Source organism: Rufibacter sp. DG15C, from assembly GCF_001577755.1.
In the GTDB taxonomy this organism is placed as follows: Bacteria; Bacteroidota; Bacteroidia; order Cytophagales; family Hymenobacteraceae; genus Nibribacter.
This window is the reverse complement of record NZ_CP010776.1, coordinates 3,105,559-3,130,596: the sequence shown is the minus strand read 5'-3', so window position 1 is coordinate 3,130,596 and position 25,038 is coordinate 3,105,559. Positions and strand designations below refer to the sequence as shown.

The following is a 25,038-nucleotide window of genomic DNA, read 5'->3' as shown; positions in this document are numbered from 1 at the left end:
AACCCGAGGAACATGGACGTACAGGCACTTGAACAGCGGCTCCAGGAACTGGAGCAACAGACCCTTCTCTTAGAACCAACCACACAAGACCGGCTACCAGTACAGCAGGCGGTGGAGCAGTATGCCCAAACGTTCCTGGAAGAACTTCCGCAACTACCTGTCTTTGTAGTCACGCCTGACAAAGGCGCCGGCCTGCTGGAAAGCCCCATTCAGGAGACGGGCATGCCTGTACAAGAGGCGCTTTCTCTGTTGCAAATGCACGTGGACACGCCCGGCATCAACCCGGCCTCTGGCGGACACATGGGCTATATTCCGGGGGGTGGCTTGTACTACTCAGGTTTAGGGGATTATCTGGCGGCGGTGACCAACCGGTACGCGGGCATTTTCTATTCCTCACCGGGGGCGGTGCGCATGGAGAACATGCTCATTAGGTGGATGGCCCAGGAGATTGGCTTCCCCGCAGACACGGCGGGCAACTTGACCTCCGGCGGAAGCATTGCCAGCCTCATTGCCTTGGTCACCGCCCGGGACGCCCAGAACATTACCTGCCGCATCATTCCAGACAGCGTTATCTACTGCACCTCGCACACGCACCACTGCCTGGACAAGGCCCTTCGCATTGCCGGCCTAGGCGAATGCCAATTGCGCCACGTGCCCATGGATGCCCAGTACAGAATGGACCCATTGGCTTTGGCCCAAGTAATACAACAAGATAAAACTGCTGGCCTTAAGCCCTGGCTCCTGATCGCTTCGGCTGGGACCACAGACGTGGGTGCGGTAGATCCTCTGTCAGAACTGGCTGCCATTGCCCAGCAGAACCAGCTTTGGTACCACGTAGACGCGGCCTACGGTGGTTTCTTTGCTTTGTGCTCAGTCGGTAAAGAAAAATTGAAAGGGATTGAACAGGCAGATTCGGTGGTGATGGACCCGCACAAGGGGCTGTTCATTCCCTATGGTTCTGGCGCGGTGCTTATCAAAAACCAGAAGCAACTGGCAGAGAGTCATCATTACCAAGCCAGCTACATGCAGGACACGCTTTCAGTGACTGGCGAGGCCTCTCCAGCAGATTTGTCGCCGGAGTTGAGCAAGCACTTTAGGGGACTGCGGATTTGGCTGCCTTTAAAGTTGCACGGCGTGGCCACCTTTAGAAGTGCCCTGGAAGAAAAGCTCCTGTTGGCCCAATACACGTATCAAAAGCTGAGTACCTTGCCTGGGTTTGAGGTACCGGTAGTGCCAGATCTGTCCGTGGTCATCTTCAGGTATGTGCCCAAGGATGGCGTAGATGCGAATGCCTTCAACCAAAAGCTTATTCATGCGGTGCAGCTAGACGGTCGGGTGTTTCTGTCCTCCACCCTCTTGGAGGGCAAGTTCATGATCCGGTTTGCCATCCTCTCCTTCAGGACGCACAAAGCCACCCTGGACCTGGCCTTGGAGATCCTGCAAGAAAAAGCCCAAGCGCTGGAAGCGGCCTGGGCGTAGGTTAATTTTTATCGAAGATTTTAACCGGCTTTCCTTTTTTAGAGTCTTCCAGCATAAAATAACTCTCTCGTAAGAACTTATCATCCACTTTGGTGAGCAGTGACAAGTTGTCCAGTTTAATTTCCCAGTTAAAATTGAGGGAGTTGAGGAACTGGACAGCCTGCGCTACCAGCGCCGGGGTGGTGTCTGACAAGGCCAGCGTTAAATGCGGCAGCCAGAAGTCTGGCTGGTAGTTGGGTCCTATCTCCTGGCTAATGTCCCTGATGGCTTCAAACAGATGCCCCTGGAACTGATTAATGGCGGGGGTCCTGATGACCGGTATGTACAAAACTGGCTTCTCACCGGGGAAAATCCCCAGCCCAGTTGTTTTCACTCGCAAGCTACAGCAAAGACCTGCCGCCTTGTTTAAGGCTTTTTTCAGGTGCGTCAAACTGGCATCACTGGCGGTTAACCAGGTAAGATGGGGGTCTGGCGTTGTCTGCACTCCTTTTAAGCCGAATTCCTGCTCTAAAAGGAAAATTAGATGGTTCATACGGGCGGTATGCATTTCATCTAACAAAGAAACAATAGCTACCATAGTTACCTTTAATTCGTTTTTAGCCTGTTTTGGCCAAGTTAGCCAAAAACAAAAACCTTGCCTCTTACTAACGAAGCATTCTTGAATGTGATGTAAAATTAGGTCGTATCTTTTCAGCCTAGGCCCATTGCTTCATTTTTGGGCTGATTCCTGGAAAAGAGCCCGAAAACGGAGAAAAGGTAAGGGTTCTTCTTCACCCTACCAGCGCAAGCGCAGATTAAATTTTCCAGCTTAAATTCTGGCGCACTCTGTTCCTAGAGGCTCTTGTTGAAAGGCCTCTCTTTGCCCGTTAGAATTTGCGTATCTTTGCGGCTTATTCGCCTTGCTTCATGATTTCCATTAATAACCTTGACTTCCACTTCGGGAGCCGCACCCTGTACGAAGACGCCAACCTGCACATCAAGCCGAAGGACCAGATTGGTTTGGTGGGATTGAATGGAACCGGAAAATCCACGCTGCTGCGTCTATTGGTGGGCGAGTACAAGCCTGACCGCGGCAGCATCCAGATGAGCCGCGACACCACCCTGGGCTTCCTGAACCAAGATTTGCTGTCCTATGACACCCACGAGAGCATCTTGAAGGTGGCCATGCAGGCGTTTGAGGAGGCCATACAGGTGCAGCACAAGATTGACGAGGTGCTGCATGCCATGGAAACTGACTACCAGGACGAGCACATTGACAAGTTGGCCAAACTCCAGGAGCAGTTTGAGGCCTTGGATGGCTATAACATACAAGTAAAAGCCGAGGAGATTCTGGAAGGCCTGGGCTTCACTACCGAGGAATTGCAGCAACCCTTGCGCACCTTCTCAGGAGGCTGGCGCATGCGCGTGATGCTGGCCAAAATCCTCTTGCAGAAACCTTCCCTTCTACTTTTGGATGAGCCTACCAACCACTTGGACTTACCGTCCATCAAGTGGCTGGAGACGTACCTAAGTGCCTATGAGGGAGCCGTAGTGATTGTATCCCATGATAGGGAGTTCTTAGACAAGACCACCAACATGACGGTAGAAGTATCTGGCCAGAAGTTGAACGTCTATGCCGGTAACTATAGCTTCTATCTGGAGGAAAAAGAGCTCAGAAACGAAATCCAGAAAGGTGCTTACGAGAACCAGCAGCAGCAAATAAAGCAAGCCGAGCAGTTCATTGCCCGCTTTAAGGCCAAGGCTACCAAGGCCAAGCAGGCCCAAAGCCGCATGAAAGCCTTGGACAAAATGGAGCGTATTGAAGACGTAGCCGGCGATGCGCCGGTGGTCAACTTCAAGTTCCAGTTCACGGTACAGCCAGGTAGAAACATCCTACGCTTGGAGAATGTGAGCAAAAGCTACGGCGACAAGCTCATCTTCAAGAACACCAACGTCAACATTGAGCGCGGCGACAAGATTGCCCTCATTGGCGCCAACGGTAAAGGTAAGTCTACGCTCATGCGCATCATTTCCGGGGACGAGCCCATCCAGGGCGACCGTCAGTTGGGTCATAACGTCATCATGGCCTTCTATGCTCAGCACCAGTTGGAGAGTCTGACGGTGGAAAACGAAATTCTGCAGGAAATGGTCCAGGCCGGCAGCCGCCGCACCGAGATGGAGTTGCGCGGCGTCTTAGGCTCTTTCCTGTTCACCGGAGACACCGTGTTCAAGAAAATCAAGGTCTTGTCTGGAGGTGAGAAAAGCCGCGTGGCCCTGGCCAAAACGCTGATCTCAGAAGCCAACTTCCTACTCCTGGATGAGCCAACCAACCACTTGGACATGCAATCGGTGAATATCCTCATCCAAGCCCTAGAGCAGTACGAAGGTACGTTTGTGGTGATTTCCCACGATAGATATTTCGTGGAAAATGTGGCCAACAAAATCTGGTACATTGAGGACCACGTCCTGAAGGAATACCCGGGCACCTACCATGAGTACGAGTACTGGCAGGAACAGCGCGATCGTGACGTCAAGCGCACCGTGCAGACGCAGGCCTCAGCGCCAAAGGTCGCGCCCAAAGTACAGGCCACGGCCAGCGAACGCCAAAACCTGGAACAGGAGCTCAAGAAAGCCAACCAGAAGCTGAAGCAAGTAGAAGGTCTGGTCTTGGACTTAGAGGGCAAACTCAAGAACTGCGAAAATAAATTGGCCCTGCCCAGCACCTACTCTGACCCCAACGCCTTGCATGAGGCCACCCAGCAGTTTGAGAAAATCAAAGGCCAGTTGGACAAGGAACAGGCCATCTGGGAACAGCTCATGGAACAGGTAGAAACCATCGAAAATAAATTGAGCTAGTCTCTGCAAAACCTCACCATCCTAAAAGAGTGGTGAGGTTTTTCCGTTTTTGGGCTACTTTTAGGAAATCAGGCCAAAAACGGTTTGAGTTAGTAGAGACTCAGATAGGGTCATCTTAAGACACAAAGACATGATGTTAGATACGCTTCAAGTGAAACTCACTTCTTCCTGGAAATCAACCCTGCTTATCTCCCTTTTTAGCGCCACCTTTCTGACAAATTGCGTGCCCGTAGAATCATCCGGTTCTGGGGCTGCTGCGGTTTCAGGGAGTTCAGACACCGCTATTTTGCGGTATGAAGACGCGGTGTATGCCCCAGATGTAAAGTCGGTGCAGTTGTACACGCAGAGCTATAACGCCGCCGATGTGCTGGCCCCGGCGGTGGTTTCTCTAGCCCAGGCCTCACCGCTGATTCTTGAGTTTGACCGGCTCAACGCTACCGGAAGCCGCGTGGTGGTCAAAATCCATCACTGTGACGTGAACTGGCAACCCTCTCAGCTGGCCTCTTTGCAATATCTGCAGGATTTCAATGAGTTCTTTATCCGGGACATGAACGCGTCTACGGCCACCAAAGTCCCCTACTGGCATTACCGCTTTCAAGTGCCGCCGGTAAAAATTAGCGGTAATTACTTGCTTGAAGTGTCTCAGGAAGGCGGCGGTTTGTTGTTGAGCAGGCGCTTTGTGGTGTATGAAGAATTGGTTAACGTGGGGCTTCGGCCTACTGCCACGCCTGGCGCCGGTGACCGCCTGGAGCGCCAACAACTGGACTTCAACATCTTTTATGCGCAGTACCCTTTGGTGAACCCCAGCCAGGAGGTGAAGGTGGTCATGCGCCAGAATCACCGCTGGGACAACGCCAAACAGTTCAACCGTCCTACCTTCATTCAGGAAGCCCAGCGCCGCTTGGAGTACCAACTGTTTGACGTGGACCAGGCCTTTCTAGGCTTGAGCGAGTTCAGGGCTCTGGACACCAGAAGCGAGCAGTTTAGTGGCGTAGGCGTAGAGCGCAGGGACATTTCCTCCTCCCCGGACAAAGTATACGCCCAAACCGGAAAATCACGCGCCCGGGAAGCCTACAGCACGCAGCCAGACGCCAACGGCAAGTTCCTCTACGGAAGCCGCGAGTACGGCAACGCGCCTCTCAATGCTGATTATCAGCAGGTCATTTTCCAATTGCATGCCCCAGAGCCGGCACCCGGCCCGGTGTATGTGTTTGGCGGATTAAGTGACTGGGCTTTACAGGAGCCCTTCAAACTGACCTATGATGCCGCCAAGCAATTGTATACCGGTGCGGCGCTCTTGAAACAGGGCTATTACAACTACTACTTCGCGGTGAAGGGCGCCAATGGGCAGCCAGATGCCAAGTTTTTTGAAGGCAGCCACTTCGCTACAGAAAACGTGTATGACGTGCTGGTCTATTACCGCCCGCCTGGAACCCGTGCTGATTTGATCATTGGGTACGCTACTGTTCAGGTCAATCCTCAGCGGTAAACATACAACCAGAAGCGCCTCCCTTTTAGAATGGGAGGCGCTTCTGGTTGTATGGCAGGTCCTTTTTTGCCCTGTTTCCTAGAAACCAGGCCAAAAACGGCTATTTGCTTAACGCGTGTAGGTAGGCGGTCAGTTTCTGGACCAAGACCTCATTGATGCGTTGGTAGGATTCATGCGTCCAGCCGGCAATGTGCGGCGTAAGCACCACCCGCGGGTGGTCATACAGAAACTGAAGCCGCTTTTGTTGGTCCAGTGACAGAGTGGAGAGCTTTTCGTTCTCTAGTACGTCTAATGCGGCACCTAGTATCTTGCCGTGCTTCAGCCCTTTTACCAGCGCGGCGTGGTCCACCACCTCTCCCCTGGCGGTGTTGAGCAGCCAGAACGGATTCTGAAACCTATCAATGAAGGCCTCACTTACCAGATGGCGGTTGTTCTTAGTAAAGGGAATATGCAAACTCAGTACGTCTGCTCGTTCCTGGATTTCCTCCAGTACACACAGCTTAACATAAGAAAAGGGTTTAGTGACAGCCTGTACATCATAAGCCAAAACCTCGCAGTCAAACCCCGCTAACCGCTTGGCGAAGGCTTTGCCCATGTTTCCATAGCCAATGATGCCAACGGTCTTGCCGCCGATCTCCTCGCCCCTGTTTTCCTCGCGTAGCCACAAGCCTTTTCTTACTTCAGCATCTCCTGAATTTATCTTCCGGAACAAAGTCAGCAGCAGACCCAGGGTATGCTCGCCCACGGCGTCTCGGTTTCCTTCCGGGGCATTGAGTAGCGTGATGTTGTGTCTCTCTAGTACGCCGTCGTCAATGTTGTCTACCCCGGCACCTGCTCTGGCCACCACCTTCAGGCGTGGGGCGGCGGCTACCAATTCTTCGGTGACTCTTAGTTTGCTGCGCACCATGAGCATGTCATAGAACGGCAACAACTCTGCTACCTGGTCCTTCTTGATGTGGGGTACGTAGGTTACTTCCACGGCCATGTTCTCCAGCATGGGCAAGAGGCTCTCATGCATGAGGTCAACAATGAGACAACGAAACTTAGCGGAAGAAGAAGTAAGCATAAAAACTAAAGGTTATACAGCATGTGCGCCACCATAAAGTATACGGCTAAGCCCAGCAAGTCATTGGCAGTGGTGATGAAAGGCCCGGCGGCCACAGCAGGGTTCACCCCAAACCGGTCCAGGATCATGGGCGTGACGGTGCCCATAAAAGAGGACAGTAATACCACGCTAAACAGCGCCACGGATACCACAATGGACAGCGTAAAATCAACATTGAACAACAAGTTGAATCCCATTACCAGACCAGACATCACCAATCCATTAATAATTGCTACCAGCAGCACTTTCACAATCCGTTGCGCGAAGTTGTCAAACACCACCGTCTTGCTGGCCAGCGTTTGAATGATGATGGATGAGGATTGAATACCCACGTTTCCGCCGGTAGCAGTGATGAGGGGTGTGAACATGGCCAAGGCCGGGATGATGGCAATGTCGCCTTCAAACAACCCGATGAACTTGGCACCCAGCAAACCACCTACCATGCCCACCATCAGCCAAGGCAAACGCGCCCGGGACAACCTGAGCACGCTGTCATCCTCCTCAATGCTTTCGGTGATACCGGTCATCAACTGACGGCTCAACTCGGCCTGCTCCTGAATCACGTCAATGACGTCGTCAATGGTGATACGGCCTAATAAGCGGCCTTGTATGTTTACCACCGGAATGGCGTCCAGGTCATATTTCTGCATGACGGTGGCCACTTCTTGCTCATCTTTATACGACTCAATGGAGATGACATCTGCGTCATAAATCTGGGAGATGGGCGTATTGTCATTGGTGAGGATGAGGGTTTTCATACCAAGTCGGCCCACCAACTTGTCACGGTCGTCTACCACGTAAATGGCATAGACCTTCTCCACTTCCTCGGCCTGGCGTCTTATCTCCTCAATGCACTGCCCTACCCGCCAGTTGATGTTGACCTTAATTAACTCCTTGGCCATGAGACCGCCGGCACAGTCTTCGTCATAGTGCAAGAGGTCCACAATGTCGGCTACCTGCTCCTGGTCCTCCAGCAAGGCGATGATTTCCTCTTTGCGCTGCACGGGCTGCTCGTTGAGCAAATCCACGGCATCATCAGAGTCCATCTGGCCCAGGTAGCGGGCAATCTCCTCGGTGGTGAAGTTTTTCAGGAAGCTGGTGCGCACGTCAGAGTCCAGGTCAGAGAGAATCTCGGCGCCCACGTCTGAGGGCAGGATGTCAATGACGTACTTGCTCTGCTCGGTGTTGAGTTCATAAAGGACCGTGGTGATGTCGGCGGCGTACATCTCCTCCATGTTGGAGAGGATGAAGTCCGCGTCGCGGCGCTCTATGGCGTCCTCAATCTGGTCAATGAACTCGCGGGTAATCTCAGACTGCATGGTGCTGGATCTGATGGGTGAGTTGAATGAAATCCTGCACAGACAACTGCTCGGCGCGCTTGTCAAACAAAGGCTGCTTGGTCATATCCTCTGGCAGATTAAACGGCTTCAGGCAGTTTCTGAGCGTCTTGCGACGAGTGGCAAAGCTGGCCTTTACTACCTTTACAAACAACTTCTCGTCCACGGGCAAGGTTTCTACCTTGTTACGCGTCAACCTAATCACCGCCGACTTTACCTTGGGCGGCGGGTTGAATACGTTCTCATGCACCGTGAACAGGTACTCAATGTCATAGAAGGCCTGCAGAAGAACGCTCATGATGCCGTAGGTCTTGGACCCGTGCGGGGCCGCAATACGCTCGGCCACTTCTTTCTGCAGCATGCCCACCACTTCGGGCACCTGGTTTCTGTGGTCCAGTACCTTGAAAAGAATCTGGGTAGAGATATTATAAGGGAAGTTACCAATCACGGAGAAAGGTCCGTCAAAAAGCGTTTTTAGGTCGGTTTTCAGGAAATCGGCTAAAAGTACGCGGCCCTCCAACTGCGGAAAATGCTCATTGAGCCAGGCAATGGACTCGCGGTCAATGTCCACGATGGTGGTCTGGTATTCTGGGTGCTGAATGAGAAACTGCGTGAGCACGCCCATGCCGGGTCCTACCTCCAGCACCTGTTTGACGCCATTGGGCAAGCGCAGGGCCTCCACAATATCTTGTGCTATCTTGAGGTCGGTGAGAAAATGCTGACCTAGGTGTTTCTTGGGCTGGACGGGCTTCACTGGCTTTCGGTTTCCGTTTGTTAAGGCTATATTGCAGCCAAAGATACACATCTTATGCGCACAGAACTGACATACTCCGCAACATTAGCCGAGCCCACCAGCAAGGCTTTATTGGTTTCAGGCCGTGACCAACTCCCCCAAGAGCAATTTTCTGCAGATGAACTCACCTTCATCCAGCGGCAATTGGAGCTCAAAAACAACGTGGTGACCATCAACAGATACACGCACCAGCTGTATTTGGTCAACACCGAGGCTAAAAACAAGCAAACCGACACCAACGAGGCCTGGCGCAAAGCGGGCCATGCCCTGCAGCAGCGCCTGCAAGCAGATAAAGTAGAGCACATTGCCCTCATAGATACAACCAACGCTGACGCCGCCATTTTTGCAGCCGAAGGCTTGGTGTTGAGCAATTACTCTTTTTTGAAATATAAAACCGAGAAAGCCACGCCGCCCACCTTGCAGAAGGTGACCGTGACCGGTGAGAGCTACTCCCAGGCCCAAATCCAAGAGACCGCCAACCTGCTGCACGCCGTGTACCAGACCCGCGACCTCATCAACACCCCGCACAACCAGCAGACGGCCACCTTGCTCACAGAGCAGATTCAGGAGATGCTGGACGGCACGGGCGTGAAGGTGGAGATTCTGGACGAGGTACAAATCCAGTCCCTGAAAATGGGTGGATTGCTCAGCGTCAGCCAGGCCAGTGATGAATCCCCTACCTTCTCCATTTTGGAGTGGAAACCCGAGAAAGCCACCAACGAGCAACCGGTAGTATTGGTGGGCAAAGGCGTGGTGTATGACACCGGCGGGTTGAGCCTGAAGCCTACGCCTAACTCCATGGACTACATGAAGTCAGACATGTCAGGTGCCGCAGCCGTGGCAGGAACCATCACCGCACTGGCCAAAAACAAAGTGCCCTTGCACGTGATAGGCTTGATTCCGGCCACCGACAACTTAATCAGTGGCAAAGGCTTCGCGCCGGGTGACGTAATTACCATGCACAGCGGCCATACCGTAGAGGTGTTGAACACCGACGCCGAGGGTCGCTTGATTCTGGCAGATGCCTTGCACTTCGCTAAGAAATACAACCCGTCACTGGTGATTGACATTGCCACCCTAACCGGTGCCGCCGCCAGAGCCATTGGCCGCGAAGGCATTGTCATGATGGGTACGGCAGACCATGTAATAAAAACAGATTTGAAACTGGCCGGTGAGCTGGCGCACGAGCGTCTGGTGGAATTCCCGCTGTGGGAGGAGTACCAGGACCACTTGAAATCTGATATTGCGGACCTGAAGAACATTGGCGGCGCCGAGGCCGGTGCCATCTCGGCGGGCAAGTTTCTGGAGTTCTTCACCAATTACCCATGGGTGCACCTGGACATTGCGGGTACCGCTTATTTGCTAAGCCCAGACAGTTACCGCGGCAAGAACGCCACCGGTACCAGCGTGCGCTTGTTGTATCATTTCCTAACGTCTCTGGCTACGGCCTAATCTATGGAGCAAAAGAACAAAGTAAGGATAGGCATTACCATTGGTGATGTAAGCGGCATTGGCCCCGAGGTGATTTTGAAAACCTTGGCAGACAACCGCGTCTTGCATTACTGTACGCCCGTCATCTACGGCACGGCCGGGGCGGTCAACTTTTACCGCAAACAACTGGCGCTGGAGAACTTCAGCTTTCAGGTGATTTCTTCTGCAGACCAGGCCCAACCACGCAAGGTCAACGTGCTCAACTGCCAAGAAGAGGAACTAGAATTCACCCCAGGCAAGCCAAGCGCAGCCACGGGCACGCTGGCCAGACTGGCCCTGTTCAAAGCCGCCGAAGATTTGAAGGCCGGCTTGATACAGGCCATCGTCACCGCGCCCATTGACAAGGACAACATCCAAGGCGAGGGCTTCCAGTTCCCGGGCCACACCGAGTTCTTCACGCACTACTTTGATGCCCCAGAGAGCCTTATGTTCTTAGTGGCAGACAAGTTGCGGGTGGCCACGGCAACCGGGCATATGCCCCTTAAAGAGGTAGCTTCGCGGATCACGCCAGAACTACTCATCAGAAAGTTGACCATTCTGGACAGCTCGCTCCGCAAGGACTTTGGCATTCAGAAACCTAAGATTGCCGTGCTAGGGCTAAACCCACATGCCGGTGAGAATGGATTGTTGGGAACGGAAGAAGCAGAAATCATTGCACCGGTCATAGAGCAACTCAAAACTAAAGGCAACCTGGTGTTTGGGCCTTTTCCGGCAGACGGTTTCTTTGGCACGCGCAGTTATGAGAAGTTTGATGCCACGCTGGCCTTGTACCATGACCAAGGCCTGATTCCATTCAAAACCCTGGCCTTTGAGCGCGGCGTGAACTTTACCGCCGGTTTGCCCGTGGTGCGCACCTCACCAGACCATGGCACGGCTTACAACATTGCCGGGCAGAACAAAGCAGATGAGACTTCATTTAGAGAAGCCTTGTTTGCGGCTTTGGACATCTTGAAGGCGCGTACGCCGTTAGCGTAGAATGAACTAGTACCGTTTTTGGTCTGTTTCCAGCAAAACACCCCAAAAACGACAATAACTAATCATCGCAAAAAAGGCATCTGTATTTTATTATACGAATATTCTTGCTAATTTTGCGACTTGCAAAAAAAGTCTGCAACGTGAAGGAGATAAAGAAGTACGATATCCATTTGACCAAACTCAGCAACAAGACGCATGAGTATGAGTTTGAATTGGGTAACCCGTTCTTTGAGATGTTCAGCCAGGAATTGATTCACGGCGGCAACTTGAAGGCGCGCGTAGTGCTGAAGAAGTCGGAGCTTTTACTGCATTTCACTTTCTACATCACCGGTGAGGTACGTGTTACTTGTGACCGCAGCCTGGAGGAGTTCAACCTTCCTCTAGACATAGAAAGAGTCCTGTTGGTGCGCTTTGGTCCAGAAGATTTAGAAATGGACGAGAACGTATTACAGATAGTGCCAGAGACTCAGTTCATAAATATTGCCCAGCACCTCTATGATTTCATAGGCTTGGCAGTACCCATGAAGAAACTGCACCCTCGCTTTATTGAGGAGACAGATGAGGACGAAGAGGATGAGTCAGAAGGACTCTTAATCTACACCACTGGCACAGCAGATGAAGAAGAGGACGACGATGACGTAGATGGTCCGGTGGACCCTCGTTTTGAAGCCCTGCGAAAGATTAAGTAAATAAGTTTTTAAACCAATTTTGTAATAATTACCTGAGATGGCACATCCTAAGCGAAAAATCTCCAAAACCAGAAGAGATAAGAGAAGAACGCACGACAAGCTTACTGAAAAGGCTATTGCTACCTGCCCTACCACGGGTGAGGTTCACCAATACCACAGAGCCTATGTAGTGGACGGTGACTTATACCACAACGGTAAAGTGGCTATTAAAAATTACGCCTCTGTTGCTTAATAAAGCTTGTCTTTTCAGGCTTTATTTTAGTTACTTGTAGGATAGTTACGCAAATACCCTTTACATGAAAATAGCTCTGGATGCGATGGGCGGCGACTTTGCCCCCGAAGCTGTTGTAGAAGGCGCCATTTTAGCCGCTGAGACACTGAATGACGAGGTACAGATTATCCTTATAGGAAAAGAAGACCTTATTCACCCTCTCCTGCAAAAGCACGGGTATACCGGCTCCAGAATTAAGGTAGTACACGCGTCTCAAGTAATTGAGATGGGTGAGCACCCTACCAAAGCGTTGACACAAAAACCGGATTCGAGCATTGCCGTGGGGTATGGCATGCTCGCCTCCAAAAAAGCAGACGCCTTCTGCAGCGCCGGTAACACCGGGGCTATGCTGGTGGGCGCTGTGTTTAGCGTAAAGCAAGTGGAAGGGATATTACGCCCTGCCCTTGCCAGCTTTATCCCAAAAATGTCTGGCGGCTACGGCATCATGCTAGACGTGGGCGCCATTGCAGACTGCAAGCCAGAGATTCTGGACCAGTTTGGATTGATTGGCTCCCTGTATGCAGAGTATGTCTTCAACATAGACAAACCACGCGTAGGCCTAATGAACCTAGGGGAAGAAGAAGGGAAAGGCACCATGCTTACCCAACCTACCTACAAACTCCTCAAAGAAAACAAATCCATCAACTTTATCGGGAACATTGAAGGGCGCGACCTGTTCAATGACAAAGCAGACGTGATTGTCTGTGACGGCTTTACTGGTAACGTTATCCTCAAAATGGCGGAGTCTATCTATGACATCATCCATGAGAAGAAAATCTCTGACCCATTCTTTGACCGTTTCAACTATGAGGCGGTGGGCGGCAGTCCTATCCTGGGCGTGAATGGCAATGCCATCATTGGCCACGGCGTCTCCACCCCTACCGCTATCTGCAACATGGTACACCTAGCTAACAGAATGGCCGAAGCCAAAATAGCAGAGAGACTCAAAAAAAGTTTTAGCGCCCAATAAGCGCACTCCCATTTCAAGCCTCAGAAGATTATGAGTAAGATAACCGCTGCAATTACGGGCGTAAGCGGCTATGCCCCTGATTATATCCTGACCAACCAGGAGTTGGAGACCATGGTAGACACCAATGATGAATGGATTGTCAGCAGGACCGGTATCAGCGAGCGACGCATTCTGAAAGGTGAGAATAAAGGCACCTCTGCCATTGCCATACCAGCCGTACTGGACCTTCTCAAAAAAACCAACACCAAGCCAGAGGAAGTAGAACTGCTTATCTGTGCCACCACCACCCCAGACATGGTGTTCCCGGCCACGGCCAACATCATTACCGCAGAGACCGGTTTGGTGAATGCATTTGGCTATGACATCCAGGCGGCCTGCTCTGGATTTTTGTTCGCTTTGGCCACCGGCGCCCAGTTCATTGAAACGGGTAAATACAAGAAAATAATCATAGTGGGCGCAGATAAGATGTCCGCTATTGTAGACTATACAGACCGTGCCACCTGCATCATCTTCGGGGATGGCGGCGGCGCGGTGATGCTGGAGCCTAACACAGAAGGCCTGGGCATTCAGGACAGCATCTTGAAGTCTGATGGCTCTGGTGCTCAATTCCTGCACATGAAAGCCGGTGGTAGCCGCAAACCTGCTACGGCAGAAACAGTGGCCGCCCGTGAGCACTACGCATACCAAGAAGGCCAGCAAGTATTCAAGTTTGCCGTAAAGGGCATGGCTGACGTATCTGCCGAAGTAATGGAGCGTAACAACCTAACCGCCGATGACGTGGCCTGGTTGGTGCCGCATCAAGCTAACAAACGCATCATTGACGCTACGGCCAACCGCATGGGCGTAGGTTCTGAAAAGGTGATGCTTAACATTCAAAAGTACGGCAATACCACCAGCGGCACCATTCCTTTATGTCTTTGGGAGTATGAGCCGCAGTTAAAGAAAGGCGACAACCTTATTCTAGCAGCTTTTGGCGGCGGCTTTACCTGGGGCGCTATCTATTTGAAGTGGGCATATGATCCTAAGTAACAACTCACTGTTTTTATTGGGTTTTCCTATATAAATCAAGAAATTCGGCTATCTTTGGCCGAATTTTTTTTGTGTAAATACGAAGCTATTGGGCTTCCCATTTTTTGAAAATAACCCATTACTATGGCAACTACCGCTGATTTTCGCAACGGGCTATGCATTGAGTTCAACGGCGATTTGTGGCTCATCTCTGAGTTTCAACACGTGAAACCAGGCAAGGGCCCAGCTTTCGTTCGCACTAAATTAAAGAACATCAAAACCGGCAAAGTGGTGGACAACACCTTCACCGCCGGTATTAAAGTGACCACTGCCCGCGTAGAGCAACGCCCTCACCAATTCATCTTCAAAGATGACTATGGCTACAACTTCATGGACATGAACACCTTTGAGCAGGTGACCTTGAATGAAAAGTTGGTGCCTTTTGCAGATTTAATGAAAGAAGGCCAGGAAGTGACTATCTTGTTCCACGCAGAGACAGAAACACCCTTGACGGCAGAGCTTCCTACGTATGTTGAACTGATGGTTACGTATACAGAGCCTGGTATCAAAGGAGACACCGCCACCAACGCTTCTAAACCTGCCATTGTAGAAACAGGAGCCAGCATTACCGTTCCTTTGTTTATTGGAATGGATGAAAAAATAAAGGTAGACACGCGTACCTATTCATACGCCGAACGAGTAAAATAACCCTATGAAAGCTAAGGAACTACAAGAACTCATTGATTTCATCGCGAAATCTGGTCTGAACAAAGTAGACATTGAAACAGAAGAATTCAAAATCGCTATTCAGCGTGAGCCCAACCAAAAGGTAACCTACGTAACCGGTAACGCTCCAGCCCAACAGGCAGCCCCAGCTCCTGCACAGGCCGCTCCGCAAATCTCTGCCCCTGCTCCCGCAGCCCCGGCAGCGCCTGCGGCTCCGGTAGATGACAGCAGCCGTTACGTAACCATCAAGGCTCCTATGATTGGCACCTTGTACCGCTCAGCCAACCCAGAGTCCCCGGCGTTTGTGAACGTAGGCGATGAAATCAAAAAAGGACAAGTGATCTGTATCATTGAGGCCATGAAGCTGTTCAATGAGATTGAGTCTGAGGTATCTGGTAAAATCGTGAAAGTCTTGACAGACAACGCAACGCCTGTTGAGTACGACCAGCCTCTGTTCTTGGTAGATCCTAGTTAATCAAATTTGAAAATTTGAAAATGAGATGATTTGAAAATGGAGATGCCAACCGCGTCTCCTTTTTCTTCATTGCATCTTCACATCTCCAAATCTTCAAATCTCCAAATTAGACAACAATGTTCAAAAAAATACTAATCGCTAACCGGGGCGAGATTGCGTTGCGGATTATCCGTACCTGCAAAGAGATGGGCATTAAGACGGTGGCCGTTTACTCTACCGCTGACAAGGAAAGCCTGCACGTGCGCTTCGCAGATGAGGCCGTATGCATTGGACCGGCTCCCAGCCCCCTTTCTTACCTAAACATGCCAAGCTTGATTGCCGCTGCTGAGATTACCAACGCAGATGCCATTCACCCAGGCTACGGCTTCCTTTCTGAAAACGCGGAGTTCTCCAGAATCTGTGCCGAAAACGGCATCAAGTTCATTGGCGCCGCCCCAGAGATGATCAACTCCATGGGCGACAAATCATCGGCTAAGGAGTACATGAAAAGAGCTGGTGTGCCTACCATTCCTGGTTCTGATGGTCTGTTGGATTCTGCCGAGCAAGGCAAAAAGCTGGCCGCTAAAATTAAATACCCGGTCATCATCAAAGCCACGGCTGGTGGTGGTGGACGCGGTATGCGCATTATCAAGGCAGAGGAAGACTTTGACAAAGCCTGGAACGATGCCCGCCAGGAAGCCAAAGCGGCTTTCGGGAACGACGGCATGTACCTGGAGAAATTTGTGGAGGAGCCCCGCCACATTGAGATCCAGATTGTAGGCGACCAGTTTGGCAAGGTTTGTCACTTGTCTGAGCGTGATTGCTCTATCCAGCGCCGTCACCAGAAATTGATTGAGGAGACGCCTTCGCCATTCATTGATGATGAATTGCGCGAGCGTATGGGCCAGGCCGCCATTGCCGGTGCCGCCGCCATCAATTATGAAGGTGTGGGTACCATTGAGTTCCTGGTAGACAAGCACAAGGATTTCTACTTCATGGAGATGAACACCCGTATTCAGGTGGAGCATCCTATCACTGAAGAAGTAGTGAACTATGACTTGATTAAAGAACAGATCAAGGTAGCCGCTGGTATTCCAATCTCTGGCAAGAACTACTACCCACAGATGCACGCCATTGAGTGCCGAATCAACGCCGAGGACCCCAAGGCAGGCTTCCGTCCTAGCCCGGGCAAGATCACTACGTTGCACATACCAGGTGGTCACGGGGTACGCGTAGACACGCACGTGTATGCAGGTTACACTATTCCGGCCAACTATGACTCCATGATTGCCAAGCTGATTGTTAGCGCCCAAACGCGCGAAGAGGCTTTGGTGAAAATGAAGCGTGCTTTAAGTGAGTTTGTGATTGAAGGCGTGAAAACCACCATTCCTTTCCATTTGGCCATGATGGACGATGAAGGATTCAAATCTGGTGAGTTCACGACTAGCTACCTAGACAACTACGATTTCACGAAATTGTAATCTTAAGAATTGACCAAAAGAAAAGGCCCACAACTTAGTTTGTGGGCCTTTTCTTTTGGTCAATTCTTTTTGCAGTCTGCTAATAATGAGAAAGCCGCTTTTGGCCTGTTTTCCTGAAAACAGGCCAAAAACGGATTTCTCTATAACTTCTAACAAACTATTTAGCTAGCGCCTCACTCGCCACCATGGCATCCAATTCATTGAACCACTCCTCTCCGTATCTTCTGATCAAAGGTTCGCGCAAGAACTTATAGACCGGCACGCCCAACTCAGCCCCGAAGGAACAGGCAGGATTGCAGATTTCCCAGCGGTCATAGTTCAAAGCCTCAAAACCATCGTACTTGGTGATTCTGATGGGATACAAATGGCACGAGATGGGTTTCTTCCAGGATATTTTTCCGTCCAGGTAGGCGGCCTCAATCGCACATTTCAAGGTAAGGTTCTCATCATAGATGGCGTAGGCGCACTCACGGTTGCCAATAGTGGTGGTGCTAAAGTCTCCGTCAAATTCCTCAACGTACAAGCCCTGCTCCTCAATGGCCTTCACGCCTTCCGCAGACATGTAAGGCTTTACGTGCTCATACACCTCGGATAGAACAGAAAGCTCCTCCTTCTCCAGCGGAGCACCCAGGTCACCTTCCACGCAGCAGGCGCCTTTGCATTTGTCCAGGTTGCAGACAAAGAACTTATCTTTCAGGTCGTCAGAGAGGACGGTATTTTGCAGTACTATCATTACAAGTCAATTTCAGGAGAAGGACAAAAGTACCGGTAATTAAGTTCGACAACAAATCCAGAGCATTGACCGCCTAATCACCAATAAGAAAAGCAGCCGTTTTTGGGCTGCTTTTCAGAAAATAGGCGAAAAACGATTAGACTTCCAGCACCCATGCCTCGGCGTCTGGTACCGTATGAAAATACTTGGTATCAAAAGGAATCATCCCGGCGGCTTTAATGAACATGTTTTCCACCGCCATTTTATTGAAAAGATCCTCTGCCACCACCACGGCCATCTTGCGCAACTGCCCGGTCTTGGCAAATTGGGGTGCCCATTCCTTGGCCGTCCATTCCTGGTCAGCCGGCCGAATGGCTTTGGCCTTGGTGTTGTTGCCAATCCAGAACCTCACGGGCTGCTCCTGCACCAATTGCAAGTAAATGTTTAAGACGCTTCGGTATTCTTCGCTGTTGGCAAAATCATGCCACTCAGTGTACACCAGTTGACGCGCCTCCTCATACTGGATGGTGATGATATTGTTCTTGAAATAAATCATGGTTGTTCCCCCGAACTGGCTTCTAAGCCTTTTAATTTATTCACGGTAAGCGCAAAAATACGCATCAGTGTACAAACATGAAATCCAAAGGTATGTTTTTGAGTCCTTTCTCAGCTTATCCAGCTATTTTATTTACATCCATGATACGACAAACCATTAAAGCCACCTCTCATAATGAGGCTTTACCAGGAATTTATCCATTCTAAGCAAATAAAGCCTTTATGGCCGCGACCATCTATTTCTGGCTAAAGACCTTAGCCAATGTCCAAAGAAGTGTGATCTTTTATCTGTATTTTTGTGTTCTCCCAGATAGAAAGATTAATTGTGAGCATGGATTATCTCAAACTCCTGAATGAGTCACAGCGCGCCGCTGTTTTAAATACCGAAGGCCCTTGTATGATCATTGCCGGGGCGGGCTCGGGCAAGACCCGGGTGCTAACCTACCGCATTGCGCATTTGCTGGAAAAGGGCGTGGACCCGTTCAACATCCTGTCTTTAACCTTTACCAACCGGGCGGCTAAAGAGATGCGCGGCCGTATTGAGAAAGTGGTGGGCCCCGAGGCCAAGAACCTATGGATGGGTACCTTTCACTCCGTTTTCTCCCGTATTCTGCGTGCCGAGGCCACCAAAATAGGTTACCCTAGCCACTTCACCATCTATGATTCTGACGACTCTAAAACGCTCATCAGGAACATTGTAAAGGAAATGAACCTGGACGACAAGCTTTACAAACCCAACGTAGTACTGGGCAGAATTTCTGGCGCGAAGAACAAACTCATCTCAGTGGCCCAGTACCTGCGCGATGCATCTATTCAGGCAGACGACGAGGCGGCCTTAAGACCTAAGATTGGGCAGATTTTTAAAACCTACCAGGAGCGTTGCTTTAAGGCGGGCGCCATGGACTTTGACGATTTGCTCTTCAATACCAACGTACTCTTTAGAGACCACGTGGATGTCTTGAACAAGTACCAGAACATCTTCAAGTACGTGATGGTGGATGAGTACCAGGATACCAACTACAGCCAATACCTGATTACCAGAAAACTTGCCGCCAAAGACCGCAACATCTGCGTGGTGGGTGATGATGCCCAGAGTATCTATGCGTTCAGGGGTGCTGATATCACCAACATCCTCAATTTTGAACGTGATTACCCAGAATTGGCGGTGTTCAAGCTGGAGCAGAACTACCGCTCTACCCAGCATATTGTAAAGGCGGCCAACAGCGTCATCAAGAACAACAAGGCCCAGTTGCGCAAGGACGTTTTCTCTGAGAACGAAGAAGGCAATCTAGTTGACGTGATTAAAGCCAGCTCTGACAACGAGGAAGGCAAGCTGGTGGCACACGCCATTTTTGAGGAGAAGATGAACCAGCACCTCTCCTATGAGGACTTCGCCATCTTGTACCGCACCAATGCGCAGTCAAGAGCCATGGAAGAGGCCTTGCGCAAGATGAACATCAAGTACCGCATTGTAGGGGGCTTGTCGTTCTACCAGCGTAAAGAGATTAAGGACCTTATTTCTTATCTGCGTCTGTCCATCAACCACAATGATGAGCAGGCCTTGCGCCGCATCATCAACTACCCTAAGCGCGGGATTGGCGATACCACGGTAGAGAAACTGATTGTGACGGCCAATGACACCAACCACAGCATTTGGGAAGTAGTAAGCCACGCCTCTCAGTTAGGCATGGGCCGCGCCGGCGTGGCTATTGACGAGTTCGCGACTAAAATCAAAAGCTTTGCCATTGTAGCTGAGCAGAAAGACGCCTTTGAGGCCGCTACCTACATTGCCAAGCACTCGGGTTTGGTAGACGACTTGTACTCAGACAAGACCGTGGAGGGTCTGGCCCGCTATGAGAACATTCAGGAGCTCTTAAACGCCATCAAGGAGTTTGTAGACGACCCCGAGAAAGAAGACAAAAGCCTGCCTGCATTTCTTCAAGACATTGCGTTGTTAACAGACGCAGACACCAAGAAGGAAGAGGAAGGCGAATACGTGACCATGATGACCATTCACTCGGCTAAGGGTTTGGAGTTTAGGAACGTGTTCATTGTGGGTATGGAGGAGAACCTATTCCCCAGCCAGATGATGCTGTCGTCGCGCGCTGATTTGGAGGAGGAACGCCGTCTGTTCTACGTGGCCATCACCCGCGCCGAAAAGAAGCTGACCCTCTCCTATGCCACCAGTCGCTACCAATGGGGAAACCTGCGTGCCGCAGAGAAAAGCCGTTTCATTGACGAGATTGACCCAAGCTACCTGAACTTCAAGTTTGGCGATGAGCGCGGACCGTTTGAGAAAGTGCTGCAGCGCAAAACACCGGTGAGCCAGCTCATCACACCCGCCAAAAAACCTGCCGCTGCGCCTAATTATACCCCGTCACCAGACTTTACGCCTAGTGACACGTCTAACCTACAGGCGGGTATGCGCGTAGAGCATCCTAAATTCGGGTTTGGCACCGTTACTAAAATGGACACCCAGGGCAACTCTACTAAAGCCATCATTGAGTTTGAAGGCGTAGGTGAAAAAACCCTGCTTCTGAGTTTTGCCAAGCTTAAGGTGCACGCTTAAAATAGATTTAAGACGCTAGATTTAAGACATAAGACTTTCTTTTTGTATCCGTTTTTGTGCTGTTTTCATGAAAACAGCACAAAAACGGATAGATTATTGTGCATAGGCATATTATCTTGTGTCTTATGTCCTGTGTCTTGCGACTTACCTCAGTATAAATTCCTAATTTTGACCAAGCAATTCATCCCATCAACATGGTAGCCAGTTCTACATTTAAACAAGAGCTTTTATTGAGAGAGTACGGCCGCAACGTCCAGAACATTGTGCAGTACATCTTGACCGTAGAAGACCGTACCAAGCGCACCCAGTTGGCCCAGCTGCTGGTGAACCTCATGGGCAGGCTTAACCCCAACGTGAAGGACATCCAAGACGCGCAGCAGACTCTCTGGAACCACTTGTACGTGATGGCCGATGGCAAGCTGGATGTAGACGCGCCGTTCACCTTGAGCGCCATGGACTACCTCAATGACAAGCCGCAGCGCGTAGACTATCCTAAGAACACGCCCAAGTATATGCATTACGGCTCTAACCTGGAAAGTCTCATTGAAAAGGCCACCCAGATTCAGGACCCGGTAGAGAAAGAGGCGGCCATCATTTCGGTGGGCAAGCTCATGAAAGTGTTGTACCGCACTTACAACAAGGATAGCGTGTCTGACCAGGTCATCTTAGAGAACCTGAGAGACTTGTCTAAAGGACAGCTGGATTTGGACGCCGCACTACTAGAGAAAGGTGGATTGTTTGACAGCACCATCAAAACGTCACAGGGACCTGGCAACAACTATAGCAATAGTAGCAACCAGAAGAACAACAAGGGCGGACAGCAGAATAAGTATCAGAATAATCGTAAGAATAAATAAGTACGCATGGCTTCTTTTGAAGTATTGGGTGGCCGCCCATTAAACGGCGAGATTATCCCGCAAGGGGCGAAGAACGAGGCCTTACAGATTCTTTGCGCAGTGCTCTTGACACCTGAGCCTGTGACTATTACCAATATTCCTAACATTAGGGACGTCAACAAACTCATTGAGCTGTTGCGTGACATGGGGGTGCAAGTGGAGCAGAATGCGCCAGACACCTACACGTTCAAAGCCGTTGATGTAAATTTGGATTACCTGACTACGCCGCAGTTTGTGGACCAGGCCAGAGCCATTAGAGGATCTGTGATGATCATGGGTCCTTTGTTGGCACGCTTTGGCATGGCCAAACTACCTAAGCCCGGCGGAGACAAGATTGGTCGTAGAAGGCTGGACACCCACTTCATCGGGTTTGAGAAACTGGGCGCCACCTTCCAATATGACGCCCAGGACAGCTTTTACCATTTAGAGGGCAAAAACCTGAAGGGCACCTACATGCTCTTAGATGAGGCTTCGGTGACGGGTACGGCCAACATTGCCATGGCAGCGGTTCTAGCCGAGGGCATCACCACCATCTACAACGCCGCCTGTGAGCCGTATTTGCAGCAGCTGTGCAAGATGTTGAACCGCATGGGTGCCAAGATCTCCGGCATCGGGTCTAACATGCTCATCATTGAAGGCGTGGAAAAATTGGGTGGCACCGAACACCGCATGTTGCCAGATATGATTGAGATTGGCTCTTTCATTGGATTGGCAGGCATGACCGGTTCTGAAATCACCATCAAAAACGCGCAGATCCATGAGCTGGGCTTAATCCCTGACACGTTCCGGAGATTGGGCATCAACATGGAGTTTAGAGGCGATGACATCTTTATTCCGGCGCAGGACAGCTACGAGATTGACACGTACATTGACGGCTCTATCCTGACCGTTTCTGACCATACTTGGCCGGGCTTCACTCCTGACTTGCTGAGCGTAGCCTTAGTGGTAGCTACCCAAGCCAAAGGAACAGTGTTGATTCACCAGAAGATGTTTGAAAGCCGCCTGTTTTTTGTAGACAAACTCATTGACATGGGCGCGCAAATTATCTTATGTGACCCGCATCGCGCCACCGTGATCGGCCAGAACAAGCAGGTGCCATTGCGTGGTATTGACATGACGTCTCCAGACATCAGAGCGGGTGTTGCCTTACTACTGGCTGCCCTTTCTGCCGAAGGCCGCAGCGTCATCCATAACATTGAACAAATTGACCGTGGTTACCAGAACATTGACGGCCGTTTGAACGCCATTGGTGCATCTATCACGCGCATCTAAGCAGTATCTACATAATATTTTTTATAAAGAGGAAGCTTTTAGGGCTTCCTCTTTTTTTGTTACCTCTTAGTTAAAGAGCAACCTGCACTTTTAGCCTATTTTCTAGAAAAGAACCCAAAAACGGCCAAAGCGTAGCATATCTGTTAAAAGTCGTTTTTGGCAATTTCATCACAAAATCAACTCAACTTATTTATATTCGGTTTTACAAGAAAGACTACACCACTACCTAGCAGGAACCAAGTAAGGCATGGTTGTTGTCTTATAGATATACCGGTTACTTTCCAATTTCAGTCCTACTGCTAACCTTACAATTATGAACTTACTATTTGTATTCCTGAGTGCGTGGTCCTTGTCGGCAAACCCAACTTGGCTGAAAGACATGGAGCAGGCCAAGAAAGTCTCCCATGAAACCCACAAGTACATCTTGGTCAACTTCTCTGGCTCAGACTGGTGCGGCCCTTGTATTAAGCTGGAAAAGCAGATTTTTGAGAACCCGCAGTTTCAGGAGTTCGCCTCTGAGAACCTGGTGCTGGTGAATGCTGACTTCCCTAGATTGAAGAAGAACCAGCTGGACAAGGCACAAATGGGCCTTAATGAAAAACTAGCCGAACAGTATAACAAAAGCGGTATTTTTCCTTTAACATTGCTTTTAGACGAAAACGGCAAAGTGGTGAAGAAGTGGGAAGGCATTCCTGCTAAAGACGCCCCGGCCTTTATAGCGCAACTGAAAACGACAAAATAAGTGAACCACTCAGATTCCCTACCAGCCAACGTGCCGCAGTTGTTTAGACGGGTACAGAAGCTGATGGGGAATCGGTTTGAATTGACGGTGGCCAGCCCTACCCAACAGGAGGCAGATACCGTAATGGACGCGGCCATTGCAGAAATTCAGCGCATTGAAAAACTGCTCACTACGTTCTCAGACACCAGTGAGACTTATCAGATAAATGCCAACGCGGGTATTGCCCCGTTTACCCCTTCTCCCGAGGTCTATGACCTCATCCAGCGGTCTATCCGCATCTCAAACCTGACCCAGGGCGCCTTTGACATCACCTACGGCGGGGTAGACAAGAGCCTTTGGAACTTTGACCCCACCATGACGGCGCTACCCTCCAAAGAAGTAGCCCAGGCCTCTGTGCGATTGGTTAATTATCAAAACATCCTGCTCAATCCCAAAGACAAAAGCGTGTTCTTAAAGCACCAGGGCATGCGTATTGGCTTTGGCGGCATTGGCAAAGGCTATGCCGCTGAGCGGGCAAAACACGTTTTGCAGCAACTGGGCGTGCAGAGCGGCATAGTGAATGCCGCCGGAGATTTAAGCGCCTGGGGCTTACAACCCAATGGCCAGCCTTGGACCATTGGCATTGCAGACCCCAATTCCAAGCACCAGCCTTTCTCTCAGCTCAACATCTCAAATATGGCGGTGGCTACTTCGGGCAACTATGAGAAGTTTGCCATCATTGACGGTAAAAAATACAGCCATACCATTAATCCAAAAACAGGATTGCCCGTTACAGGTATTAAGAGCGTTACCATCCTTTGCCCCAATGCGGAGTTGGCAGACGCCATGGCTACGCCCGTGATGGTCATGGGCGTACAAGTGGGCTTGGAACTCATCAACCAGATGAGGGACATTGCCTGCCTAATAGTAGATGATGTTAACCGCGTACACAGTTCCAAAAACATACGCCTAAAGGAATGAATGCTACATCCAGAAACTGCGCAAGGCTCTTATTGCTGTTCATGGCAGGGAGCCTTTTTTCTTGCCAGACGGTGCAGGAATACAACAAGATGTATTTGAATGACGCCGAAATGGTCTTGAACGCCCGCAAGGTGCAGAAGACCGAACTGAATTTCTTGCTGTACCGCGAAGGAGCCTCGGGGGCCAACGGCGGCAAGACCGGAGGTGGCTGCGGCTGTAACTAAAAAGC

Annotated in this window: 24 protein-coding genes; 18 read left to right on the top strand and 6 right to left on the bottom strand. The window is 50.6% G+C overall.

All coding sequences use genetic code 11. The annotated features are described in order from the left end of the window. Nucleotides 1–12 precede the first annotated feature (12 nt). Nucleotides 13–1,479, top strand: a complete 1,467-nt coding sequence (locus TH61_RS13340; protein WP_066510233.1) for an aminotransferase class V-fold PLP-dependent enzyme — start codon at nt 13–15, stop codon at nt 1,477–1,479. A 1-nt stretch (nt 1,480) separates the two neighbouring features. On the opposite strand, the gene TH61_RS13335 is transcribed toward TH61_RS13340, so the two are convergent. Beyond that, nucleotides 1,481–2,011, bottom strand: coding sequence for a 2'-5' RNA ligase family protein (locus TH61_RS13335; RefSeq protein WP_197464037.1), 531 nt, complete (start codon nt 2,009–2,011; stop codon nt 1,481–1,483). Between the two features lie 374 nt (nt 2,012–2,385). Here TH61_RS13335 and abc-f point away from each other — a divergent pair, with 374 nt between their 5' ends. Next, a complete protein-coding gene (gene abc-f / locus TH61_RS13330; RefSeq protein WP_066510225.1) occupies nt 2,386–4,314 on the top strand; it encodes a ribosomal protection-like ABC-F family protein in 1,929 nt (642 codons plus the stop codon). Nucleotides 4,315–4,444: 130 nt separating this feature from the next. Further along, entirely contained in the window at nt 4,445–5,803 is a 1,359-nt protein-coding gene (locus tag TH61_RS13325; protein ID WP_231862222.1) for a DUF5103 domain-containing protein, read from the top strand. 100 nt (nt 5,804–5,903) lie between these two features. Here TH61_RS13325 and TH61_RS13320 read toward each other — a convergent pair whose 3' ends face one another. The 3 genes from TH61_RS13320 to rsmA are packed head-to-tail and all read right to left on the bottom strand — an operon-like array spanning nt 5,904 to nt 8,999. Continuing rightward, nucleotides 5,904–6,821, bottom strand: a complete 918-nt coding sequence (locus tag TH61_RS13320; RefSeq protein WP_231862221.1) for an NAD(P)-dependent oxidoreductase — start codon at nt 6,819–6,821, stop codon at nt 5,904–5,906. A gap of 53 nt (nt 6,822–6,874) precedes the next feature. Continuing rightward, a complete protein-coding gene (gene mgtE, locus TH61_RS13315) occupies nt 6,875–8,227 on the bottom strand; it encodes a magnesium transporter (protein WP_066510221.1) in 1,353 nt (450 codons plus the stop codon). Next, nucleotides 8,217–8,999 carry a 16S rRNA (adenine(1518)-N(6)/adenine(1519)-N(6))-dimethyltransferase RsmA gene (gene rsmA, locus TH61_RS13310; protein ID WP_066510220.1) on the bottom strand — a complete coding sequence of 261 codons (783 nt, stop codon included), beginning with the start codon at nt 8,997–8,999 and terminating at the stop codon, nt 8,217–8,219. Before rsmA ends, mgtE begins: the two co-directional genes overlap by 11 nt. Nucleotides 9,000–9,053: 54 nt before the next feature. Between rsmA and TH61_RS13305 the strand changes: the two genes are divergently transcribed. The 9 genes from TH61_RS13305 to accC all read left to right on the top strand — a co-directional run bounded on the left by TH61_RS13305 (nt 9,054) and on the right by accC (nt 17,103). Next, nucleotides 9,054–10,490, top strand: a complete 1,437-nt coding sequence (locus tag TH61_RS13305; protein WP_066510218.1) for a M17 family metallopeptidase — start codon at nt 9,054–9,056, stop codon at nt 10,488–10,490. Nucleotides 10,491–10,493: 3 nt separating this feature from the next. Then, nucleotides 10,494–11,504, top strand: coding sequence for a 4-hydroxythreonine-4-phosphate dehydrogenase PdxA (pdxA, locus tag TH61_RS13300; RefSeq protein WP_066510216.1), 1,011 nt, complete (start codon nt 10,494–10,496; stop codon nt 11,502–11,504). Nucleotides 11,505–11,644: 140 nt separating this feature from the next. Continuing rightward, nucleotides 11,645–12,193, top strand: coding sequence for a DUF177 domain-containing protein (locus TH61_RS13295; RefSeq protein ID WP_066510211.1), 549 nt, complete (start codon nt 11,645–11,647; stop codon nt 12,191–12,193). Nucleotides 12,194–12,230: 37 nt separating this feature from the next. Beyond that, the gene (gene rpmF, locus TH61_RS13290) at nt 12,231–12,425 is read left to right on the top strand and encodes a 50S ribosomal protein L32 (protein ID WP_066510210.1); all 195 of its coding nucleotides are present in this window, start codon (nt 12,231–12,233) and stop codon (nt 12,423–12,425) included. A gap of 64 nt (nt 12,426–12,489) precedes the next feature. Beyond that, nucleotides 12,490–13,434: a phosphate acyltransferase PlsX gene (gene plsX, locus TH61_RS13285; protein WP_066510208.1), complete on the top strand. Its 945-nt coding sequence runs from the start codon at nt 12,490–12,492 to the stop codon at nt 13,432–13,434. 30 nt (nt 13,435–13,464) lie between these two features. Next, nucleotides 13,465–14,463, top strand: a complete 999-nt coding sequence (locus TH61_RS13280) for a beta-ketoacyl-ACP synthase III (protein WP_066510206.1) — start codon at nt 13,465–13,467, stop codon at nt 14,461–14,463. Between the two features lie 123 nt (nt 14,464–14,586). Further along, entirely contained in the window at nt 14,587–15,150 is a 564-nt protein-coding gene (efp, locus tag TH61_RS13275; protein WP_066510204.1) for an elongation factor P, read from the top strand. A 4-nt stretch (nt 15,151–15,154) separates the two neighbouring features. After that, the gene (gene accB, locus TH61_RS13270; protein ID WP_066510202.1) at nt 15,155–15,643 is read left to right on the top strand and encodes an acetyl-CoA carboxylase biotin carboxyl carrier protein; all 489 of its coding nucleotides are present in this window, start codon (nt 15,155–15,157) and stop codon (nt 15,641–15,643) included. A 116-nt stretch (nt 15,644–15,759) separates the two neighbouring features. Beyond that, nucleotides 15,760–17,103, top strand: a complete 1,344-nt coding sequence (gene accC / locus TH61_RS13265; protein ID WP_066510199.1) for an acetyl-CoA carboxylase biotin carboxylase subunit — start codon at nt 15,760–15,762, stop codon at nt 17,101–17,103. A 157-nt stretch (nt 17,104–17,260) separates the two neighbouring features. Here the strand turns inward: accC and TH61_RS13260 are convergent, their stop codons facing one another. Next, nucleotides 17,261–17,836, bottom strand: a complete 576-nt coding sequence (locus TH61_RS13260) for a DUF3109 family protein (protein ID WP_066510197.1) — start codon at nt 17,834–17,836, stop codon at nt 17,261–17,263. A gap of 136 nt (nt 17,837–17,972) precedes the next feature. Continuing rightward, nucleotides 17,973–18,371: an STAS/SEC14 domain-containing protein gene (locus TH61_RS13255; protein WP_066510194.1), complete on the bottom strand. Its 399-nt coding sequence runs from the start codon at nt 18,369–18,371 to the stop codon at nt 17,973–17,975. Between the two features lie 330 nt (nt 18,372–18,701). On the opposite strand from TH61_RS13255, the gene TH61_RS13250 reads away from it, so the two are divergent. The 6 genes from TH61_RS13250 (at nt 18,702) to TH61_RS13225 (ending at nt 25,033) form a co-directional block, all read left to right on the top strand. Continuing rightward, nucleotides 18,702–20,939 carry an ATP-dependent helicase gene (locus TH61_RS13250; protein ID WP_066510192.1) on the top strand — a complete coding sequence of 746 codons (2,238 nt, stop codon included), beginning with the start codon at nt 18,702–18,704 and terminating at the stop codon, nt 20,937–20,939. Nucleotides 20,940–21,133: 194 nt separating this feature from the next. Beyond that, on the top strand, nt 21,134–21,796 hold the full coding sequence (locus TH61_RS13245) for a DUF4290 domain-containing protein (protein WP_066510185.1): 663 nt from the start codon (nt 21,134–21,136) through the stop codon (nt 21,794–21,796). Between the two features lie 6 nt (nt 21,797–21,802). Beyond that, a complete protein-coding gene (murA, locus tag TH61_RS13240; protein ID WP_066510184.1) occupies nt 21,803–23,107 on the top strand; it encodes a UDP-N-acetylglucosamine 1-carboxyvinyltransferase in 1,305 nt (434 codons plus the stop codon). Between the two features lie 313 nt (nt 23,108–23,420). Beyond that, nucleotides 23,421–23,849, top strand: a complete 429-nt coding sequence (locus TH61_RS13235) for a thioredoxin family protein (protein ID WP_066510183.1) — start codon at nt 23,421–23,423, stop codon at nt 23,847–23,849. A 63-nt stretch (nt 23,850–23,912) separates the two neighbouring features. Continuing rightward, a complete protein-coding gene (locus TH61_RS13230) occupies nt 23,913–24,809 on the top strand; it encodes an FAD:protein FMN transferase (RefSeq protein WP_066512860.1) in 897 nt (298 codons plus the stop codon). Beyond that, the gene (locus tag TH61_RS13225; RefSeq protein ID WP_082780378.1) at nt 24,806–25,033 is read left to right on the top strand and encodes a DUF4266 domain-containing protein; all 228 of its coding nucleotides are present in this window, start codon (nt 24,806–24,808) and stop codon (nt 25,031–25,033) included. Before TH61_RS13230 ends, TH61_RS13225 begins: the two co-directional genes overlap by 4 nt. Nucleotides 25,034–25,038 lie beyond the last annotated feature (5 nt).

Bases quoted from the DNA above. Each gene is read 5' to 3' on its own strand.
- TH61_RS13340 (WP_066510233.1), top strand. From the start codon at position 13: ATGGACGTACAGGCACTTGAACAGCGGCTCCAGGAACTGGAGCAACAG.
- TH61_RS13335 (WP_197464037.1), bottom strand. From the start codon at position 2,011: ATGAACCATCTAATTTTCCTTTTAGAGCAGGAATTCGGCTTAAAAGGA.
- abc-f (WP_066510225.1), top strand. From the start codon at position 2,386: ATGATTTCCATTAATAACCTTGACTTCCACTTCGGGAGCCGCACCCTG.
- TH61_RS13325 (WP_231862222.1), top strand. From the start codon at position 4,445: ATGATGTTAGATACGCTTCAAGTGAAACTCACTTCTTCCTGGAAATCA.
- TH61_RS13320 (WP_231862221.1), bottom strand. From the start codon at position 6,821: ATGCATGAGAGCCTCTTGCCCATGCTGGAGAACATGGCCGTGGAAGTA.
- mgtE (WP_066510221.1), bottom strand. From the start codon at position 8,227: ATGCAGTCTGAGATTACCCGCGAGTTCATTGACCAGATTGAGGACGCC.
- TH61_RS13305 (WP_066510218.1), top strand. From the start codon at position 9,054: ATGCGCACAGAACTGACATACTCCGCAACATTAGCCGAGCCCACCAGC.
- pdxA (WP_066510216.1), top strand. From the start codon at position 10,494: ATGGAGCAAAAGAACAAAGTAAGGATAGGCATTACCATTGGTGATGTA.
- rpmF (WP_066510210.1), top strand. From the start codon at position 12,231: ATGGCACATCCTAAGCGAAAAATCTCCAAAACCAGAAGAGATAAGAGA.
- plsX (WP_066510208.1), top strand. From the start codon at position 12,490: ATGAAAATAGCTCTGGATGCGATGGGCGGCGACTTTGCCCCCGAAGCT.
- TH61_RS13280 (WP_066510206.1), top strand. From the start codon at position 13,465: ATGAGTAAGATAACCGCTGCAATTACGGGCGTAAGCGGCTATGCCCCT.
- efp (WP_066510204.1), top strand. From the start codon at position 14,587: ATGGCAACTACCGCTGATTTTCGCAACGGGCTATGCATTGAGTTCAAC.
- accB (WP_066510202.1), top strand. From the start codon at position 15,155: ATGAAAGCTAAGGAACTACAAGAACTCATTGATTTCATCGCGAAATCT.
- accC (WP_066510199.1), top strand. From the start codon at position 15,760: ATGTTCAAAAAAATACTAATCGCTAACCGGGGCGAGATTGCGTTGCGG.
- TH61_RS13260 (WP_066510197.1), bottom strand. From the start codon at position 17,836: ATGATAGTACTGCAAAATACCGTCCTCTCTGACGACCTGAAAGATAAG.
- TH61_RS13255 (WP_066510194.1), bottom strand. From the start codon at position 18,371: ATGATTTATTTCAAGAACAATATCATCACCATCCAGTATGAGGAGGCG.
- TH61_RS13250 (WP_066510192.1), top strand. From the start codon at position 18,702: ATGGATTATCTCAAACTCCTGAATGAGTCACAGCGCGCCGCTGTTTTA.
- TH61_RS13245 (WP_066510185.1), top strand. From the start codon at position 21,134: ATGGTAGCCAGTTCTACATTTAAACAAGAGCTTTTATTGAGAGAGTAC.
- murA (WP_066510184.1), top strand. From the start codon at position 21,803: ATGGCTTCTTTTGAAGTATTGGGTGGCCGCCCATTAAACGGCGAGATT.
- TH61_RS13235 (WP_066510183.1), top strand. From the start codon at position 23,421: ATGAACTTACTATTTGTATTCCTGAGTGCGTGGTCCTTGTCGGCAAAC.
- TH61_RS13230 (WP_066512860.1), top strand. From the start codon at position 23,913: ATGGGGAATCGGTTTGAATTGACGGTGGCCAGCCCTACCCAACAGGAG.
- TH61_RS13225 (WP_082780378.1), top strand. From the start codon at position 24,806: ATGAATGCTACATCCAGAAACTGCGCAAGGCTCTTATTGCTGTTCATG.